Source organism: Tepidiforma bonchosmolovskayae, assembly GCF_008838325.1.
Lineage (GTDB): Bacteria > Chloroflexota > Dehalococcoidia > Tepidiformales > Tepidiformaceae > Tepidiforma > Tepidiforma bonchosmolovskayae.
On sequence record NZ_CP042829.1, the window covers coordinates 2,659,613 to 2,677,679 of the forward strand.

At 67.9% G+C, this 18,067-nt stretch carries 15 protein-coding genes; 9 read left to right on the forward strand and 6 right to left on the reverse strand.

All coding sequences use genetic code 11. The features are described from left to right. Window positions 1-5: 5 nt before the first annotated feature. From Tbon_RS13210 to Tbon_RS13220, 3 genes are all read right to left on the reverse strand, one after another. The gene (locus tag Tbon_RS13210; protein WP_158068127.1) at window positions 6-215 is read right to left on the reverse strand and encodes a CopZ family metallochaperone; all 210 of its coding nucleotides are present in this window, start codon (window positions 213-215) and stop codon (window positions 6-8) included. 27 nt (window positions 216-242) lie between these two features. After that, window positions 243-518: a metal-sensitive transcriptional regulator gene (locus Tbon_RS13215; protein WP_098504010.1), complete on the reverse strand. Its 276-nt coding sequence runs from the start codon at window positions 516-518 to the stop codon at window positions 243-245. Window positions 519-593: 75 nt separating this feature from the next. Further along, on the reverse strand, window positions 594-1,793 hold the full coding sequence (locus Tbon_RS13220) for a CaiB/BaiF CoA transferase family protein (RefSeq protein ID WP_158068128.1): 1,200 nt from the start codon (window positions 1,791-1,793) through the stop codon (window positions 594-596). 65 nt (window positions 1,794-1,858) lie between these two features. On the opposite strand from Tbon_RS13220, the gene Tbon_RS13225 reads away from it, so the two are divergent. From Tbon_RS13225 to dnaG, 8 genes are all read left to right on the forward strand, one after another. Beyond that, window positions 1,859-2,479 carry a class I SAM-dependent methyltransferase gene (locus Tbon_RS13225; RefSeq protein ID WP_158068129.1) on the forward strand — a complete coding sequence of 207 codons (621 nt, stop codon included), beginning with the start codon at window positions 1,859-1,861 and terminating at the stop codon, window positions 2,477-2,479. Further along, on the forward strand, window positions 2,476-3,396 hold the full coding sequence (locus Tbon_RS13230) for a deoxyribonuclease IV (protein WP_192498004.1): 921 nt from the start codon (window positions 2,476-2,478) through the stop codon (window positions 3,394-3,396). The genes Tbon_RS13225 and Tbon_RS13230 overlap by 4 nt, the downstream gene beginning before the upstream one ends. A 13-nt stretch (window positions 3,397-3,409) precedes the next feature. Continuing rightward, window positions 3,410-3,715, forward strand: a complete 306-nt coding sequence (locus Tbon_RS13235) for a hypothetical protein (protein ID WP_158068131.1) — start codon at window positions 3,410-3,412, stop codon at window positions 3,713-3,715. Between the two features lie 372 nt (window positions 3,716-4,087). After that, on the forward strand, window positions 4,088-5,926 hold the full coding sequence (glmS, locus tag Tbon_RS13240; protein ID WP_158068132.1) for a glutamine--fructose-6-phosphate transaminase (isomerizing): 1,839 nt from the start codon (window positions 4,088-4,090) through the stop codon (window positions 5,924-5,926). A 148-nt stretch (window positions 5,927-6,074) separates the two neighbouring features. Continuing rightward, window positions 6,075-8,336 carry a phosphoenolpyruvate synthase gene (gene ppsA / locus Tbon_RS13245; RefSeq protein ID WP_263970083.1) on the forward strand — a complete coding sequence of 754 codons (2,262 nt, stop codon included), beginning with the start codon at window positions 6,075-6,077 and terminating at the stop codon, window positions 8,334-8,336. Window positions 8,337-8,480: 144 nt separating this feature from the next. Further along, the gene (locus Tbon_RS13250) at window positions 8,481-9,533 is read left to right on the forward strand and encodes a deoxyguanosinetriphosphate triphosphohydrolase (RefSeq protein ID WP_158068134.1); all 1,053 of its coding nucleotides are present in this window, start codon (window positions 8,481-8,483) and stop codon (window positions 9,531-9,533) included. 92 nt (window positions 9,534-9,625) lie between these two features. After that, window positions 9,626-11,182 (forward strand): SH3 domain-containing protein, encoded by a 1,557-nt coding sequence (locus tag Tbon_RS13255; protein WP_158068135.1) that lies wholly within the window; start codon window positions 9,626-9,628, stop codon window positions 11,180-11,182. A gap of 75 nt (window positions 11,183-11,257) precedes the next feature. Next, window positions 11,258-13,102 carry a DNA primase gene (dnaG, locus tag Tbon_RS13260; RefSeq protein ID WP_158068136.1) on the forward strand — a complete coding sequence of 615 codons (1,845 nt, stop codon included), beginning with the start codon at window positions 11,258-11,260 and terminating at the stop codon, window positions 13,100-13,102. Between the two features lie 284 nt (window positions 13,103-13,386). Here the strand turns inward: dnaG and Tbon_RS13265 are convergent, their stop codons facing one another. Further along, on the reverse strand, window positions 13,387-13,923 hold the full coding sequence (locus Tbon_RS13265) for a TetR/AcrR family transcriptional regulator (RefSeq protein WP_158068137.1): 537 nt from the start codon (window positions 13,921-13,923) through the stop codon (window positions 13,387-13,389). Further along, window positions 13,895-15,319: an HD domain-containing phosphohydrolase gene (locus Tbon_RS13270; RefSeq protein WP_158068138.1), complete on the reverse strand. Its 1,425-nt coding sequence runs from the start codon at window positions 15,317-15,319 to the stop codon at window positions 13,895-13,897. The genes Tbon_RS13265 and Tbon_RS13270 overlap by 29 nt, the downstream gene beginning before the upstream one ends. A 295-nt stretch (window positions 15,320-15,614) precedes the next feature. Between Tbon_RS13270 and Tbon_RS13275 the strand changes: the two genes are divergently transcribed. Beyond that, window positions 15,615-16,808, forward strand: coding sequence for a CaiB/BaiF CoA transferase family protein (locus Tbon_RS13275; protein WP_158068139.1), 1,194 nt, complete (start codon window positions 15,615-15,617; stop codon window positions 16,806-16,808). A gap of 2 nt (window positions 16,809-16,810) precedes the next feature. Here the strand turns inward: Tbon_RS13275 and cysS are convergent, their stop codons facing one another. Further along, the gene (cysS, locus tag Tbon_RS13280) at window positions 16,811-18,025 is read right to left on the reverse strand and encodes a cysteine--tRNA ligase (protein ID WP_192498005.1); all 1,215 of its coding nucleotides are present in this window, start codon (window positions 18,023-18,025) and stop codon (window positions 16,811-16,813) included. Window positions 18,026-18,067 lie beyond the last annotated feature (42 nt).

An 18,067-nucleotide genomic window follows, 5' to 3' on the forward strand; every position in this document is an offset into this window, starting at 1 on the left:
CGGACTTACCGTGTGGCGGCCTCGTACCCCTCTTCTTTTACGGCTTCGATGAGCTTCGCAGGGTCGAGATTCTCGCCCGTGACGCGGGCCGCCTTCTCTGCGAGGCTCACGACGGCGTCCTGGACCCCCGGAACCGACTTGAGTGCGCCGGTCACCGCGTTCACGCAGTGGTCGCAGGTCATTCCGGTGATGCTGAGTTCGATTGTCTGTGCCATTGGATGCCTCCGATGTTGTTGCTGAGGTTAGGGTTCGCTTGGGCCCTGCGTGCGGTACAGGCGCTGAAGTTCGGCGATTGCTTTCTCCTCTTCGCCGCTGCGGATCATCTCGACGACGTGGGTTTTCAGGTGCCCGTCGAGCACGAGGGCGTCCAGGCTGCGAAGAGCGCGCTGTATCGAGAGCGACAGGTCGAGGATGTCCATGCAGTAGCGGTCGTCCTCGATCTGCTTCTCAAGGGCGGCAACCTGGCCGGCGATGATCTTGATCCGTCGAAGCGCCTGGCGGCGGGTTTCCGGTGTCATGCGCCCTCCGATAGGGTACCCCCCTATCCTTCCATTGCGAGAGGCGGGCGTCAAGTGCCGACCACCGGGCGGCGCTCAGCGAGCCCCAATCGCGCCCTGGCCGCGCAGCTCCTGGATGTCGTCCCAGCTGAACCCGAACTCCAGCAGCACCTGCTCGGTGTGCTCGTCGAACTCCGGAGCGCCCCGCGCAATCCGCCCCGGCGTCGCCCCGAGCTGCACCGCCGGCCCCACCATCTTCCGCCGCTCTCCGGAGCGGTGGTCGTACTCAACGATGTAGTCGTTGGCCACGACCTGGGGGTCGCGGATGACCTGGGCGTAGTCCTGGACCGGGGCGATGGGCAGGCCCTGACCGCACAGCTCCTCGACCCACTCCCACTGGTCCTTCGCCGCGAAGATGCGGTCCAGCTCGGCAATCAGCTCGCGGCGGTGGTCCATGTGCGCCGGCAGGGCGCAGAATCGGGGGTCGTCGCGCAGGTCGGGCCGCCCGACCGCCTCGCAGAACGGTGCCCACCAGCGGCTGAGCTGGGCCATGCTCAGCGCGATCCACCCCCCATCCCGGCACCGGTACACATTCCAGAGCGGCGCGGCATCTTCCCGTGAGCGGCGGGGCGGCACCTGCCCGGTAAAGAGTGTGCCGGTGATGTTGAACGACTGGAGCATCACCTGTCCGCCGAGGAGCGAGGCTTCGACGTGCTGGCCTTCACCCGTGCGCGCCCGGTGGATGAGGGCCAGCAGGATGCCGTAGCTGAGCGAAATCGCGCCGACCTGGTCAGCCATCCCCCCGAACGAAAAGACGGGAGGCTGGTCCGGAGCGCCCTGCACCATCATCGTGCCGCCGCGCGCCTGGCCCAGGATATCCATCGCCGGCCACCGGGCGTGGGGGCCCTTCGAGCCGTAGCCGGAGGCTGTGGCGTAGATAATGCTCGGGTTCCGCGCCCGAACGGCTTCGTACCCCAGGCCGAGGCGGTCCATCACCCCCTGCCGGAGGTTCTGCACGAAGACATCCGCCTGCTCTGCGAGGCGCAGGACGGTCTCGCGGCCAAGCGGGTGCTTCAGGTCGACGACAATCCCCCGTTTGTTCCGGTTGTGGCTTTCAAAGTACGCCTCGCTCAGGCCGCGCCCGGGGTCGGGTGAGTCCGGGCCCTCAATCTTGATGACATCTGCGCCGAAATCTGCCAGCATCGCCGTCGCATACGTACCCTGCTGCCAGATTGTGCAATCGAGAACCACGAGCCCCGAGAGCGGGAGCCCGGTATGGGGAACATTGGGGAACATGGGTCCCTCCCGGTTGCGCGGGATCTTGGTCGCGCCGCACGATCCTGTCAAACAAGGAAGTGCTCATGTCGAACGCCGCCGGCCATCGCCGTTTTGCGGCCGCCTGGGACTGGCTCTCCCGCCACGAAAGCGCCCGTGAGCGCAGGCTCCGCGCCCGCCTGGCCGGGCAGGCCGCCGGCCGCATCCTCGAAATCGGGTACGGCGTGGGCTCCAACTGGCCGCACCTGCCCGCTGACGTCTCCTATGTCGGCATCGAGCCCGACCCGTTCATGCGCGAGCGGGCCGAACGCCACCGCCCGCCGGACCGGCAGCTCGACCTTCGCGACGGCGATGCCCAGGCGCTCGACTTCCCGGACGCCAGCTTCGATACGGTGCTGGCCACCCTCGTCTTCTGCACGATTCCTGACCAACAAAAGGCGCTGCGGGAAGTGCGCCGGGTCCTTGCCCCCGGGGGCCGCCTGCTGTTTTGGGAGCACGTCAATGCCGGCTCGCGCCTCGGGCGCGCCGTGCTGAACGCCATCACTCCCCTCTGGAAGCGCGTCGGCGGCGGATGCCACCCCAACCGCGACACCCTCCAGGCGATCCGGGAAGCCGGGTTCTCCGTCCAGGAACTCAAGGTCACCAAAATTGGCCCGCTGCCGGCGATCGTCGGCGTCGCGAGTGTCGGACGGGAGGCCTCAGCGTGAGAATCGGAGCGCATGTCTCGAGCGCCGGCGGCCCGCATCTCGCGTTCGAGCGGGCGGCTTCCATCGGTGCAGAGGTGGTCCAGCTCTTCGTCAGCGCGCCGCAGCAGTGGAAGCTCCCCGCGCTCACCCCTGACCAGATTGCACGGTTCAATCGTGCCCGCGAAGCGTCGGGCATGCCGGCGTTCTTCCATGGCGTCTACCTCATGAACTTCGGCAGCCAGGACCCCGCTATTCTCGAGAAATCGCAGGCCTCCCTGCGCGCCTATCACCGGCTCGCCGGCGAGCTGGGGGTCGTCGGCACCATCTTCCACATCGGCAGTCACCTCGGCGCCGGGTTCGACGGCGCGATGGTCGAGCGCATTGCGGGCATGCTGGCCGGCATTCTCGCCGAAGAGCCGGACAACCCGGCGCTGCTGATCCTTGAGAACAACGCCGGGCAGGGAAACTGCATCGGCGGGCGGTTCGCCGAGCTCGGCGCCATCGTTCGGGCGATGGGCAGTCCGCCGAACGTCGGAATTTGCTTCGACACCTGCCACGCCTACGCCATGGGATACGACATCGCGACGCCAGCCGGCCTGGACACCACGCTCGAGGAGTTCGACCGGGAGCTCGGCCTCCAGCGCCTCGTCGCGGTCCACGCGAACGACACGAAACAGCCGATTGGCACGTTCCGCGACCGCCACGAGAACATCGGCGAGGGGCATCTGGGTGTCGACGGATTCCGGACGCTGATGGCGCACCCGGCGTTCGCTGAGGTGCCGTTTATCCTCGAAGTTCCCGGCTTTGATGGGCATGGCCCCGACGAGGAGAATATCCGGCGGCTCAAGCAGCTCCGGGAAGGTCTCGGCCTGCCGGCCCCGGACATGCCTCCCATCGAGGCGATCCGCCAGGCCGCATGCGCAGAAGTTTCGCGATAAGACGAGGGTCGACGTGCCAGCTACCGGTCGCCTCCAGGGCGCACTTTTCACCGAATGTGCCGAGTGGGTTTGGGAGCAGCTCCAGGAGGAGGGATTCCAAGTCCAGGGCGAACTGATCGAGCTGATCCTCGAGACCGAGCGCGAGCTCGGCATCCAGGCTCAGCCGCTCGACACGATCGCCGCGGCACTGGCGGAAGAGTTCGAGCGCCGCGGCGTGGTGGCCCGGCCGTATGGCATCGATGCCCGCCTTATCAGGGTTGTCCTCGAATGGGAGGATGACTTCCTCGGCTTCGCCGGCATTCCCCGCGCCGAGAGTTGACGGCCGGGAGGCGTTCCCCGGACACTCAGGTGCGACGCCAGGCAGGAGGTGGGTGCAGGGAAGTCCAGCATCGGTCACGCCATTGGCACGCAGGGAGCACACCAGCAAGCGCCAGGTCCGCGCGGTTAGGCGCGGATGACGAGGCGGGGGCAGTATCGAACCATTCGGCGGATGGCCCCCCGGCCGCACAGCCGCAGGTGCCGCACAAACCACGCCGGGTAACCGGGTGACAAAAGCGCACCACGTGCACGGGTTCCCCTCCCGTCCCTTGCTCCACCATCTGGATTCGACCGTGACCGTCCTCCGCGACGGGCCGGTCGCTGCGTGCCCCAGATTGCAGGCCCCGCGCCTGCAGCCAAAGGAGCCACGCACATGTGCGGGATTGTCGGGTACGCCGGAGGCCGTCCGGCCGTGCCCATCCTCCTGCGAGCCCTGAAGGACCTCGAGTACCGCGGCTATGACTCTGCCGGCATCGCCGTGCTCGATGGCGACCGCCTCGCAATCACGAAGAAACAGGGGAAGATCGCCAACCTCGAGGCTGCCCTCGGGCCGGCGCCGGCCGGCACCGTCGGCATCGGCCACACCCGCTGGGCCACCCACGGCCGGCCCAGCGACCGGAACGCGCACCCCCACAGCTCGTGTGATGGCCGGGTGGTCGTCATCCATAACGGCATCGTCGAGAACTACGCCGCCCTGCGCGATGAGCTGCAGGCACGCGGCCACACGTTCCACAGCGAAACCGACACCGAAACGGTCGCCCATCTGCTTGAAGCCGAAATGGCCGCCGGCGCTGACCTCTTCGAAGCGCTCGCCCGGACCGCACGCCGGCTCGAGGGCTCGCAGGCGCTGGTGGCGATGTCGCTCGACGAGCCGGGCACGCTTGTCGCCGCGCGCCTCGGCAACGCGGGCGGCATTGTCATCGGCTTCGGCGACGGCGAAACCGTCGTCGCCAGCGACCTCGCTGCCGTGCTCCCGCTGACGCAGGAGGTCGCGTTTCTGGCCGATGGGCAGGTCGCCCGCGTGACGCCCGCGGGGGCTGAAGCGAAAACGGTGACCGGAGAGCCGGTAGCTCTCCAGCGCAAGCGCATTCCCATCGACCCGGTCACCGCGCTCAAAGGCCAGTACCCCCACTTCATGCTCAAGGAAATCCACGAGCAGCCGGAGGCTATCGCCGACACAATCTGGAGCCTCGCAACGCTCGACCCGCCGGCGCTCTACTTCGATGACCTCGGTCCGGCCGCAGACCGGCTGGCGGACATCGAGCGGGTGGTGCTCATCGGCATGGGTACGAGCCTCCACGCCGCAATGGTCGGCCAGCGCTACATCGAGGCCTTCGCGGGCATCCCCGCGGACGCCGACAATGCTTCGGAATTCCGCTATCGCGAGCCAGTGCTCGACGACCGCACGCTGGTCATCAGCGTCTCCCAGTCAGGCGAGACGGTCGACGTGCTCGAAGCGATGGCCGTGGCCCGCCAAGCGGGAGCTCTGCAGGTGACGGTCTGCAACACAGCCGGGGCACAGACCACGCGCGTCGCCGATGGCACGGTCTACACCCGTGCCGGACTGGAACGGGGAGTTGCCAGCACAAAGTGCTTCACGACCGCGGTCGTCGCCCTGTACCTGCTGGCGCTGCGCATCGCCCAGGCGAAAGGGCGGCTCTCTGACCGCGAGCTCGCCCTCCACCTGCACGACCTCGCGCAGCTGCCGCGGGCCGTCTCGGAGGTCCTTCGACAGCAGGACCTGGTTCGCAAGCGGGCCGTGTCCCTCGCCGCTGCCCAGCACGTCCTGTTCCTCGGGCGCGGACTCGCGTTCCCGGTCGCTATGGAGGGTGCGCTGAAGCTGAAGGAGGTCTCCTACATCCACGCGGAAGGCTACGCCGCCGGCGAGATGAAGCACGGGCCGATCGCGCTGATCGAACCGTCATTCCCAACGGTCGCCATCGCGACACGCCATGCGCTGCGCACGAAGATGATTTCGAACATCGAGCAGATCCAGGCGCGGGGCGGTCCCGTTACCGGAGTGGTGACGGAAGGCGACGCCGAGCTGACGGCGCTTTGTGATGCCGTGCTAACGGTCCCTGCTGTTTCGTCGTGGCTCGAGCCCGTGGCGGCCGTGATCCCCCTGCAGCTTCTCGCCTACGATGTGGCGGTACACCGCGGCTGCGACGTGGACCAGCCGCGGAACCTCGCCAAAACGGTGACGGTCGAATGAGCGGCCGTCCGGACATTGAAGTCAGGCCGATTGGCCGGCCGTGCAAATCGCCGGCATCGGCCTATAATCGTGCGACCGAAGCCATCGGTCTGCACTATGCGCGATGCGCGGAGGTATAGACAGATTGGTAAGCGTCACTCGTTCCGTCGTGTGGTTCTCCGAGGTCGGCCGTGAGGATATCGGCCTCGTCGGGGGCAAGGGCGCCAACCTCGGCGAACTCATCCGCGCCGGCATTCCGGTGCCGCCCGGGTTCGTGGTCACCGCCGATACCTATTTCCGCTTCATCCACCAGAACGGGCTCGAGCCGGTCATCAAGAAGGAGCTCTTCGGCCTGGATGTCCACGACACCCGGCAGCTGAACGAACGCGCCGAGAATATCCAGCGGCGCATCATGGAAGCCCCGATGCCGGCGCACATTGCCGACGAGATCCGGGCCGCCTACCGGGAGCTCGGCGAAGGCCCGGTCGCTGTCCGCAGCTCGGCGACCGCCGAAGACCTGCCGGAGGCGAGCTTCGCCGGCCAGCAGAGCACCTTCCTGAACGTCGTCGGCGCCGACAACGTCGTGCGCGCCGTCCAGGCGTGCTGGGCGTCCCTGTTTGAAGCGCGCGCCATCTTCTACCGCGAGGAATCGGGCTACGACCACACAAAGGTCGGGCTGGCTGTGCCCGTGCAGCGCATGGTGCAGTCAGAAATTTCGGGCGTGATGTTCACCGTCGAACCCGTAACGTCGGACCGCACGCGGATCACCATCGAAGCCGTCTACGGCCTGGGCGAGGGCATCGTTTCCGGCGAAATCTCCCCTGACCTCTACCTCGTCGACAAGGAGTCCCTCCAGATCATCTCCAAGACGGTGACACCGCAGGAGCGGATGATCGCCCGCCGGCCGGACGCCGACGGCAGCCATGAAGGTGCCAATGCCTGGCTCCCCGTACCGGAGCACCTGCGAGAACGCCAGAAGCTGACCGACGCCGAGATCCGCGAGCTTGCCCGCATCGGCCGGGCCGTTGAAGAGCACTACGGCGCCCCGCAGGACATCGAGTGGGCGTACGAAAAGGGCCAGTTCTACCTCGTCCAGGCGCGGCCGGTCACGACGCTCAAGGTTGCCATCGAGGCCGAAGATGGCGAGGAAGAAACCGCCCCGGTTCTTCTCACCGGGCAGCCCGCGAGCCCGGGAGTTGGCGTCGGCCTGGTGCGGGTCGTGCATGACCCGCGCGAAATCGACATCGTGAAGCCCGGCGATGTCCTCGTCGCCGAGATGACGACTCCCGACTTCGTCCCGGCGATGAAGCGGGCCTCCGCAATCATCACCGAGCGCGGCGGCCGCACCTGCCACGCTGCGATCGTCAGCCGCGAACTCGGCATTCCGTGTGTCGTGGGCGTCGCGGGGGCCACCCGCCTCGAGGTCGGCCGCGAGGTCACCGTAGACGGGTCGGCCGGGCGGATCTACGACGGCCGCGCGGAAGCCCGCCTCGCGTGGTACGAACGCCAGAAAGAGCGGTACGCCCGGGCCGCTGCCCTCAAGACGACCACAAAGCTTTATGTCAATCTGGCCGAGCCCGAGCTCGCCGAGGTGGTGGCAAAGCGCCACGTCGACGGCGTCGGCCTTCTGCGCGCCGAATTTATCGTTGCGCAGATCGGCAAGCACCCGCGGCAGTTCATCGAAGAGGGACAGCCGGAGGAGTACACGCGCCGGCTCGAAGAGGGCATCAAGGAGTTCTGCCGGGCCTTCAATCCCCGGCCGGTGGTGTACCGGCTCACGGACTTCAAGACGAACGAGTATGCCAACCTCGAGGGTGGGGCAAAGTACGAGCCCACGGAAGAAAACCCCATGATCGGCTACCGCGGTGCGAGCCGTTACATCCGCGAGCCGGACATCTTCCGCCTGGAGCTCGAAGCGATTAAAGGCGTCCGGAAGGAGTACAAGAACCTCTACGTGATGGTGCCGTTTGTCCGGACGCCGGACGAGCTCCGCGCAGTCAAGCAGCTGATGTCCGAGCAGGGGCTCGTCCGCAGCGACGACTTTAAGCTCTGGATGATGGTCGAGGTCCCATCGAATGTCCTCATCCTCGACCGCTTTATCGATGTCGGCATCGACGGCATCTCGATCGGATCGAATGACCTGACACAGCTCGTGCTCGGCATCGACCGCGATAGCGAGGCGCTGGCCGACATCTTCGACGAACGGAACGAAGCCGTCATGGCGGCAATCCAGACCGCCGTCACCGTCGCCCGCCGGCGCGGTATCACGGCCTCGATCTGCGGCCAGGCGCCAAGCGTCTACCCCGAGGTGACCGAGAAGCTCGTCGAGTGGGGCGCAACCAGCGTCAGCGTGAGCCCGGACATGATCGACCAGACGCGGGAGATCATCGCCAACGCCGAAGCGAAGCTGGGACGCGCCCCCGCGCACTAAACGGACGCCTGGAACTCCCGGGCCTCCCGTCGAATGGGGGCCGGGAGTTCCAGGCGATCGAGCCTCCGTCGCGATGCCCCTCCGGCCGGGCCGGCTGCCCGGCGTGGTTGGGGGCGGCGGGTTCGGACCGTACAATCCGCGCATATGGACCTCTTCGACGTCCGGCGGCGGCTCGAAGCGTTCGAGGCGACGCTCAGCCCCTACGCCGCCCGGAGCACGACCAGCCGGGGAAGGAAGCGCCCCGAACCGCCCTCCCCGCTCCGCCTCGAGTTCCAGCGCGACCGCGACCGCATCCTCCACACCAAGGCGTTCCGGCGGCTCAAGCACAAGACACAGGTGTTCATCGCGCCGGCGCAGGACCACTTCGTCACGCGGCTCACCCACACCCTTGAAGTCGCCCAGGTAGCCCGGACGATCGCCCGCGCACTGAACCTGAACGAGGACCTCGCCGAAGCCGCCGCCCTTGGTCATGACATCGGCCATGGACCCTTTGGCCACGCCGGCGAGGAGGCGCTCGCCGAATGCCTTCCCGAGGGGTTCCGGCACAACTACCAGTCGGTGCGCGTGCTCGACCGGCTGGAGAATGGCGGCCGCGGCCTGAATCTGACGTTCGAGGTGCTCGACGCGGTGGAGAAAAGCTCGAAGGCGCGCGAAGACATCTTCGCCGAGGGCTGGGGCGTCCCCGTGACCCTCGAAGGGCAGGTAGTCAAGACCGCCGACGCCATCGCCTACCTTAACCACGATATCCTCGACGCCGTTCGGGCCGGGATTATCACCGAGGACGATCTGCCGGACAGCACGAAGCGGCTGATTGGGCGCAGCCACGCCGAGCGGCTGGACACACTCATCTGCGACATCGTCGAGGCCAGCTGGGCGGCCACCGGAGCAGGCCCCGACCCGGTCATCCGCTTCAGCCCGGCCATCCACGCGGCGGCGAACGAACTCCGCGAGTTCATGTTTGAGCGGGTCTACCTCTATGACACCACCCGCAGGGAAGCTGAACGCGGCAAGCGGATCGTCCGGTTCCTGTTCGAGCACTTTGTGCGGCACCCCGAAGGGATCTCGCCGGACTACTCCCTCCCCGAGGACCCGGTGGAGCGGCGCGCCGCCGACTACGTCAGCGGGATGACGGACCGCTTTGCCATCCGGCTCGCTGCGTCCCTGGGGTGTCCTGACGCGATCGGCTGGCAGGTCTGATAACGCCGCGCGCCTTTCCCGCGCGTTTCGGTGCCAGCTGCAGCCCGCCTTGAAGGTAGGTAGAGCCGCGCCGATACTCGGGTCAGCCCGCCATGTCCAATCGATTCGGCTCCGGCCACGACGACGAGCCCGTCATTGGTGCGACCTATTCGCCACCGGATGAACCGGTCATCGGCGGATCGTATCCCCCCGACGAACCTGCGCCGCCGACCATCGGCGGGTATACCGGCGAGCCGTACTACGAAGACGACGAGTTCGCCGGGGAAGACGGTTACTGGGACGACGAATACTACGGCGACGCAGAGCCGCCAGCGCGCCAGCCGATGTTCTACGTATTCCTTTTCCTCGCCGCGGTCGTCGGCGGTGTGCTGGTGTTCCTGGTCTTCAACCTCGTGCGGGGCGGCGGGAACGGAGGCACGGCACCCGCGACGGAGTTCGCGGTCCGCATCGAATCGCCCGCCCGCGACCAGCGGCTCGAGATCAACCGCGAACACGAGGCGGTCGTCCAGGCCTCGGCCACCGAGCCGCTGCGGCGATTCGAACTGTTCGTGGGCGACCGCGTCGTCGATGCCGTCGACGTGAGCGAGGCTCCCCCGGACAACCGTTACCGCGCCACCCTCCGGTTCACGCTGCCCAGCAAGGGCACGTACGACCTCTTTGTGCGCGTATTCGCCGCGTCCGGTGCTTCGAAAGACTCCGAGAAGGTGCGCGTTGTCGCCATCGAGCCAGTGGGTGAGCGGCCGCAAACCATCCAGGGGCGGGTGGTGGCTGACGCCACCCTGCGCGAGGGCCCCGGCGACACCTTCGCCGAGGCGGGCAGCCTCCGCGCCGGCGCACAGGTGACGATTACCGGGAAGACTCGCGACCTCGCGTGGCTGCTTGTGCAGCCGCCCGCGGGGCGCGCCGGGTGGGTCCGGCGCGCGGCCATCGAGCCGCTCGACACGCTCGACCTTGTACCGGTCCGCGATGCCACCCCCACGCCCGTGCCGACAGCAACCTCGACTGCCGCGCCATCCCCGACGGCAACCGTCTCGCCATCGCCGTCGCCGGCCGCCAATGCTCCCGATTTCGTGCCTACGAACGCGGTGCTCGCTCAGGGCGGCGCTGTCCTTCGCGTCACGATTTCGAACGTCAGCAACAACGCCTACAGCGGTCCGCTTGTGGTTGCCGTGGGCGGGGACGTCCCGCAGCAGGAGCTGGCGATGAACGTGAACCTCCCGGCAAACGGCGGCTCGACGGTCGTCGAATTCCCGGTCACCCCGCCGATTACCCAGCCCGGGAAGCGCGCGGTGGTGACCGTCGACCCGGCCAACATCGTGCGCGAGCAGCGCGAGGACAACAACGGCGCGACCTTCGTGCTCCAGCCGCCGGTTGAAGCGCCGAATCTCGTGATTACCTCCGCGAGCGTCACGGCAACAACGATCGACGTCGTGGTGCGAAACGACGGCGGCCCGCTCCCGGTGACCAGCCTCGTCGTCCAGGTCCAGCTCGGCGGAGAGACCACGAGCAAGAGCGTGAGCCTCGCCCTCGCCACGGGCCAGTCATCGCCGGTCATCTCCGTGGCGCGCCCCGCCGGCTCCGGACAGGCGACCGTCACGGTCTACGTCGGCAATCAGCCGCTCGCCAGCACCACCGTGCAGCTTCCCTAGACGTAATCGTGCCCTGCGCGTTCAGGCCGGCCCGCAGGCATCACCTCCGTCGGCCGGGGCACGTACGATGGAGATATGGACGTCGTTGACGCCATCAAACGTCAGGTCGACCTTGTCGCCTACATCGGGCGATTCACGCCCCTGCAGAAGTCCGGGCGAAGCTACCGCGGGCTCTGCCCGTTTCACACCGAAAAGACGCCGTCATTTTATGTCTTTCCTGAGCGCGGGACCTGGCGCTGCTTCGGCGCCTGCGGGGAAGGCGGTGACCTCTTTACCTTCGTCGAGAAGCGCGAGAACGTCGATTTCCGGGGGGCGCTCCGCATCCTCGCTACCGAGGCTGGCATCCAGCTCCACGAAGATGACCCGAAGCGCCGCTCGCACATCGAGCGGCTGGCCGCCATCGTCTCCGCTGCCGTCGGCTTCTACGAGCGGCAGCTGCGCGAACCTGAGGGTGCAGAAGCCCTTGAATACCTGAGCGGTGCGCGGGGACTTACCGCCGACACTATCGGAGCATGGCACCTCGGCTGGGCGCCCGACGGATGGCACCACCTGCGCGATTTCCTCCTCAACCGCGGCTACACCGTCCCCGATATGGTGGCCGCCGGCGTGCTGGTTGACGCCGAAGAGGGGCGGGAGCCGTACGACCGCTTCCGCGGGCGCGTCATCATCCCAATCGCCAACGAGCGCGGCGAGTTCGTGGCGCTGGCGGGCCGCGGCCTCCACGGCGAAGAGCCCAAGTATCTCAACTCGCCCCAGACCGAAATCTTCGACAAGGGCCGCACGCTGTTCGGCCTGCATGCCGCCGCTGATGCCATCCGCTTGCAGGGCGAGGTCGTCGTCGTCGAAGGGTACATGGACGTGCTGGGGCCCTGGCAGGCTGGCTACCGCAACGTCGTCGCCACGATGGGCACCAGCCTCACGCGCCACCACGCCGCGCTGCTCCGCCGCTTCGCCCCGCGCATCGTCCTCGCCCTCGACCCCGATGCCGCGGGAATGAACGCCGCGGAGCGCGCCGGGAGCCTCCTCTTCGGCTTCAGCGGCGAGGAGCATGCCGCCGACGCGGCCCGCGCAGCCGACGCCCTCGCCGTAGATACCGACATCGACCTGCGCGTGGCGCCGCTGCCCGCCGGCCGCGACCCCGACGAACTCGTCCGGGACGACCGCCCCGCCTGGGAGCGGGCCATCGCGGGGGCACAGCCGTTTGTGGAGTTTCTGCTCTTCCGCATGCTCGGCGAGCGCCGGCCCGTCTCGCCGCTCGAGGTGCGCCACCTGGTCGACCGTCTGTCGCCCGTCCTGCTAGCGGTCAGCGACCCTGTCGAGCGCGGGCTCTACATCCAGCGGGTGGCCCGGCACCTCGGGGTCCCCGAGACGACCGTGGTCGACCGCCTGCGTCGCGGACGCCAGGCGGGCCCCCGGGCAGCCCCGGAGCAGGCAGCGCGCCGCCCTTCTGGGCCCGAGGAAGTCCTGCTCGCTCTCCTCCTTCGGCATCCCGGGCTCCGGCTGGCCTATCGCAATTACCCGGAGTCGCTCTTCACCGGCGCTGTCGAGCGGGAGGTTTTCCGCCGCTGGCTCCGCGACCCCGAGTCCGCGCTGGCCGCGACGGACGAAGTCGGGCAGCGCGCCCGCGAACTGGCCGCGTATCGGCTCCCGCCGCTCACCGAAGCGGAGGCGCGGCGCGCCGCTGACAGGAAAATCGAAGACCTGCTCAAGGAGCGCATCCGTCTCCACCAGGCCGCGCGTGCGGAGCAGCTTTCCGAGGCTGAGCGTTCCCTCGGGGCAAAACGCCTCGCTGAACTCGCCCTTGCCGCCTGGCGCGGGGAGGTGCCTGCGGGGCCCGAACGCGACCTGGCCGAAGCGCTCATTGAAGAGTTTGAGCTCGGGCTGAGCATCCACCGCCGCGAAACGCCGCCCGCGCACTAAGAAATTTCCGATTTTCGCGGCCGAAAGCGTCGCCACCCGGTCTTTACCATCTTGACACCATTCTGTCCCGCGGCGTATTACATACCGGCCGGTCGGCATGTTGCCGCCGGATTCTCGCGGGAGGTGCCTAATGGCTAGGCTCCGGATGCTCCTCGTTGCTGGCGCGCTGGCTGCGGTCGCGGTCGTTTCGACGGCTGCGCCCATGCTGACCATCAGCTGGTAACAGAGAGCGCAACCCCCATCAGGAGGGGCCGCCCAGGCGGCCCCTTCGCCATGCCCGTGCCTCAGGCCGAATCTCCCGCAGCCGCCGCGCCCCGGTAGCGGATGTGCAGCGCGGCGGCGTCAATGAGCCGGCCGACCAGTTCCGCGGTGGCGAGGGCTTCCCTCGGCCCCTGGCCCGCCCGGATTGCAGCATCGGCCAGTACCGTCAGCCGCTCCGCAAGGAAGGCATCGAGCAGCTCGCCGACGCGTCGCTCTCGCCCTGCGGTTGCCCAAATGTCGAGCAGGAGTGCGCTGTGCTCCGCATCGAAGGCGGTCCCCAGGAACGCCTCGGCCGCGGCTGGCGGCGATGCGCCGGCAGCAAGTGCCTCCGCAGCCCGCTCGAGCCGCCGCCTGGCCTCGTCCAGCACGTCTTCGACCACCGCCAGGTACAGGTCGAGCTTGGTGGTGAAGTGCGCATAGACCGCGCCCTTCGAGAGCCCGGCCGACGCTGCGATGGCGTCGAGCGAAGCGCCCTCGTATCCGCGGGCTGCGACCGCCCGTCGTGCCGCCTCGACCAGCTGGCGGCGAGTCCTAGCTCGCCGCTCTTCCTGGCGCGTCATCCGCCTGCCTCCATGCCGGGAGGTAGAGCAGCGGCCGGGCGGGGGTTCCGGGCTCCTCCTGCTTCCACCTGGGGAACAGCGCTTCGAACGCCTCGACCACCTCGGGGTCGAACTGCGTCCCTGCGCAGCGCAGTATCTCAGCCAGCGCTGCCTCTGGCGACTGCCCGCGCCGGTACGGCCGGTCCGAGATGATTGCGTCGTAGGTGTCGCAGACGGCGAAAATCCGGGCGCCGAGCGGAATTGCCTCGCCTGCGAGGCCGCGCGGATACCCCTTGCCGTCCCACCGCTCATGGTGCGCGAGAACGATCTTTGCGGCCGGGCGGAGATAGGGCACCTGCGCGAGGATGCGGTAGCCCATCGCGGGGTGGCGCCGCATAAACTCCCACTCCTCCTCGGTCAGCCGGTCCGGTTTCAGCAGAATTGCGTCGGGCACCCCGATCTTGCCGACATCGTGCATCAGGGCGCCCCGGTAGATCGTGAGCAGCTCCTCCTCGTCCTTGATGCCGAGCAGCTTCGCGATATCCATCGCGTGGTGCGCCACACGCACCGAATGACCCTTCGTCTCCTGGTCGCGGACATCGAGGGCCGTTACAAGCGACTCGAGCGTGCCGGTGTAGGCATCCCGCAGCTGTTCCGACATGTCCCGGATTTCGATGTAGGCGCGGTGGAGCTGCTCGTTCGAACGTTCGAGCCGGACGACGTTTTCCCGGGTCCGCTCGACGAACTGGGTCACCGAGTACCGGGCGAGCACCAGCGGCAGGACCATGACCGCGACAGCTGCCACACCGAGCTCATTGAAAATGACCGCCAGGCCGCCGGCGACGAGCCCGAGCACGCCGTAGTAGGGGAACAGCCAGCCGATGTTGCCGCGGAAGGTCGAGCCGAAGCTCCGCTGCGCTGTCAGCGAGATGATCGCCGCAACGGCAACGCCGTCGACCGCAAACAGGGCGAGCGCCGCCAGGCCACCTTCCACGAGGGCGAGCACGGACCGCGGAAGATAGCTGCCGAGTGCCGCCTGGACCCCGACCACGAGCATGGCCGCCACAAACGCTGCCAGCGTCTCGTGCCCAAAGTTGAAGGCGAGCTTCCTCGGCGCGCGTTCCCGACGGAAATACCCGATAAGGGCGATGACCGCCGCGACGGTGACGGCCCCCGGCGGGCCGAACAGGACCGCGGCCATCGCCGTGCCGACGAAGCTGACCGACACCCAGCCGCCGAAATAGAGCCGGACAGAAAGCGCCTCGGTCAGGCCCGCCAGGAGGACCACCACCGCCAGGCCGACCGGGTCGTCGATCGGCTGCAGGAAAAACGCCGATGTGAACGCGAGAGAGCCAGCCGCGAAAGCGAGCGCGATGAACCAGTCTTCCCGGGTGCGGAGCGAGGAACGGGCGGGCATCTCGCTGATACTTATCGACCGCTCAGCATCCGTTCCGAAGGCCGCCTGACCGGCCCTGCCTCGCCGGTATGTCGTGCCGCTGTCGTCGATCCGTGGCGTCGCGCCCGCTCGGTGAATGGACTGGTGCGGGGAATTTCACCGGCGCGCAGCCGCTCACCATATTCGACGGCACGCCCTTTGGCCGCCTGAAGTCGTCGCATGGGGCACCCGGCCTGGCGCGCAGGTGACAATGGTGACAATTCGGTGACGGCGGAACGGCTTCGCAACCGCGCAGCCCGGGCGTAGACTCAGGCGCATGTCCGCTCCGCTCGAAGGCATCCGCGTCATCGACTTCACCCGCTACCAGCAAGGCCCGTTCGCTACCGTCATCCTCGCCGACTTCGGCGCTGACGTGATCAAGGTCGAAGAGCCGAACGGCGACTACGGCCGCCGAATGTGGCGGGAGCCTGATGGCTTCTCCGCGTTCTGGGAGTCGCTCGACCGCGGCAAGCGCTCTGTCTGCATCGACCTCCGCAGGCCCGACGGCGTGGAGCTGGCCCTGCGGCTCACGGACACCGCCGATGTGCTGGTCGAAAACTTCCGCCCGGGCACGATGGAGCGATGGGGTCTTGGACCGGACGTCGTGCTGCCGCGCAACCCCCGGCTGATCTACGCCCGCGCGACCGGATGGGGCTCGAAGGGCCCGATGGCGCACCTCCCGTCCTTCGACCAGATTGCCCAGGCGTACTCAGGATTTGCCCAGCACGCCGGCGGCGGCCCGGGTCACCGGCCGGAAATCCCCTATCCCGGCATTGCCGACCAGACCGGCGGGATGAATCTCGCCCTCGGAATCATGACGGCGCTCTACGCGCGTGAGCGGACCGGGCGCGGGCAGGTCGTCGAGGTGTCGCTGCTTGGTACGCAACTCGCCCTGCAGGCGCCCGAACTCCAGCACGTGCTCCACTTCGGCACCGAGCGGCCGCGCGAATTTCGCGCCTCTCCGACGGTGGGCCACTACCAGTGCTCGGACGGCCGCTGGGTCATGATCGTGGGCATCGACCAGAAATTCTGGCCGAGGATTGCGCGGGCGTTGTGCCTCGACCACCTGATTGACGACCCCCGCTTCGCCCGCGGGTATGTACGGTACAAGAACCGGCACGAGCTTGAACCAATCCTCGAGGCCGCGTTCGCCAGCAACAACTCCGCGCACTGGCTCGAACGGCTCCGACGGGAGGATGTCCCGGCCTCGCTCGTCCAGGACTATGCGGAACTCGCAACATCCGAGCAGGCCTGGGCCAACGGCTACCTCATGGAGACCGACCACCCTCGCTTCGGGCGCCAGCGGGTCGTTGGGCCGCACATCCAGCTTTCCGAAACCCCGCCCCGCCTCAGCTTCCCGGCGCGCGACCTCGGCATCGACACCGAGGCGGTCCTGCGGGCGGCCGGCCTTTCGGATGCGGAGCTGGAGCGGCTCCGGCGCGAGCGGGTCATCGGGCCGGCAGAGGACTGAGTTCAGGGCGAGAAGTCGCCGTTGGCGGGGCCCCGGGCCCCTGCGAAGGCAAAGCCGAGCAGCTGGAGCGCCTTCCGGACCGCCGCAGCTTCGGCAGCATCCCCGGTGCCGGTAAGCACCCGGTGCGCGGACGCGTCTGCGGCATCGAGCGCCCCGGGCACATCGAAGTCGTCGTCGAGCCGCTCCAGGATCTGCGCGAAGACGGCCCCGTCAGCTTCAGCCTCCCCTGCCCGGGCTGCGGCCCCCTTCAGCCGTTCGTACCGGTCGCGGAGCCGGTCGAGGGCGCCCTCGGTATAGTTCGCATCGGCACGGATGTGCGTGCTGAGCAGGTAGAGCCGCAGGTGGTCCGGCTCGACGCGCTGCATCAGGTCGCGTGCGAGCACGAGGTTCCCGAGCGACTTGCTCATCTTGACCCCGTCGAGCTGCAGCATGCCGTTGTGCACCCACCAGCCGCAAAACGGCTCCACATCGTAAGCGCATTCCGCCTGGGCGATCTCGTTTTCGTGGTGCGGGTATTTCAGGTCGCTGCCGCCGCCATGGATGTCAATCTGCGTGCCGAGGTGTTTCACCGCCATCGCCGTACATTCGATGCTCCACCCGGGGCGGCCGGGTCCCCACGGACTGTCCCACGAAGGATCGCCGGGGTCCACCTGCTGCCAGAGCAGGAAATCAAGGTGGCCCCGCTTCTTGTAGGCGCGCTTCGACTCCGGGTTTTCGCGCTTGCCCAGCTCCTCGAGCGTCAGGCCGTTGAGGCGGCCGTACCGGGGGAACGAGGCCACGTCGAAGAACACGTCGCCGTCGACGACGTAGGCGTGGCCGCGGTCGATGAGCCTGCGCGTCGTCTCGATGATCTCCGGGATATGGTCGGTCGCGTACGGGTACACGGTCGGGCGGAGGACGTTCAGGCGGTCGAGGTCAGCGCGGAGGATGGCGTCGTTTTCGTCCCGGATCTCCGCAATCGGCCGCCCGCCCTGGCGCTTCGAGACCATAATCATGTCGTCGTCGATGTCCGTGACGTTCTGGACGTATCGGACGCGATAGCCCAGCCAGGTCAGATACCGCCGCAGGGTGTCGAACTGCACGTAGGAGAAGGCATGCCCGAGGTGGGTGACGTCGTACGGCGTGACACCGCAGACGTACATCCGTACCTCGCCGGGGCTGACCGTGCGGAACTCGCGAACTTCGTTACCCAGCGATGTAAACAGGCGAAACGGCACGATAGACGCTCCCCGGCGATGGCTCCGGTTAGCGTAGCAGAG

Bases quoted from the DNA above. Each gene is read 5' to 3' on its own strand.
- Tbon_RS13210 (WP_158068127.1), bottom strand. From the start codon at position 215: ATGGCACAGACAATCGAACTCAGCATCACCGGAATGACCTGCGACCAC.
- Tbon_RS13215 (WP_098504010.1), bottom strand. From the start codon at position 518: ATGACACCGGAAACCCGCCGCCAGGCGCTTCGACGGATCAAGATCATC.
- Tbon_RS13220 (WP_158068128.1), bottom strand. From the start codon at position 1,793: ATGTTCCCCAATGTTCCCCATACCGGGCTCCCGCTCTCGGGGCTCGTG.
- Tbon_RS13225 (WP_158068129.1), top strand. From the start codon at position 1,859: ATGTCGAACGCCGCCGGCCATCGCCGTTTTGCGGCCGCCTGGGACTGG.
- glmS (WP_158068132.1), top strand. From the start codon at position 4,088: ATGTGCGGGATTGTCGGGTACGCCGGAGGCCGTCCGGCCGTGCCCATC.
- Tbon_RS13250 (WP_158068134.1), top strand. From the start codon at position 8,481: ATGGACCTCTTCGACGTCCGGCGGCGGCTCGAAGCGTTCGAGGCGACG.
- Tbon_RS13255 (WP_158068135.1), top strand. From the start codon at position 9,626: ATGTCCAATCGATTCGGCTCCGGCCACGACGACGAGCCCGTCATTGGT.
- dnaG (WP_158068136.1), top strand. From the start codon at position 11,258: ATGGACGTCGTTGACGCCATCAAACGTCAGGTCGACCTTGTCGCCTAC.
- Tbon_RS13265 (WP_158068137.1), bottom strand. From the start codon at position 13,923: ATGACGCGCCAGGAAGAGCGGCGAGCTAGGACTCGCCGCCAGCTGGTC.
- Tbon_RS13270 (WP_158068138.1), bottom strand. From the start codon at position 15,319: ATGCCCGCCCGTTCCTCGCTCCGCACCCGGGAAGACTGGTTCATCGCG.
- Tbon_RS13275 (WP_158068139.1), top strand. From the start codon at position 15,615: ATGTCCGCTCCGCTCGAAGGCATCCGCGTCATCGACTTCACCCGCTAC.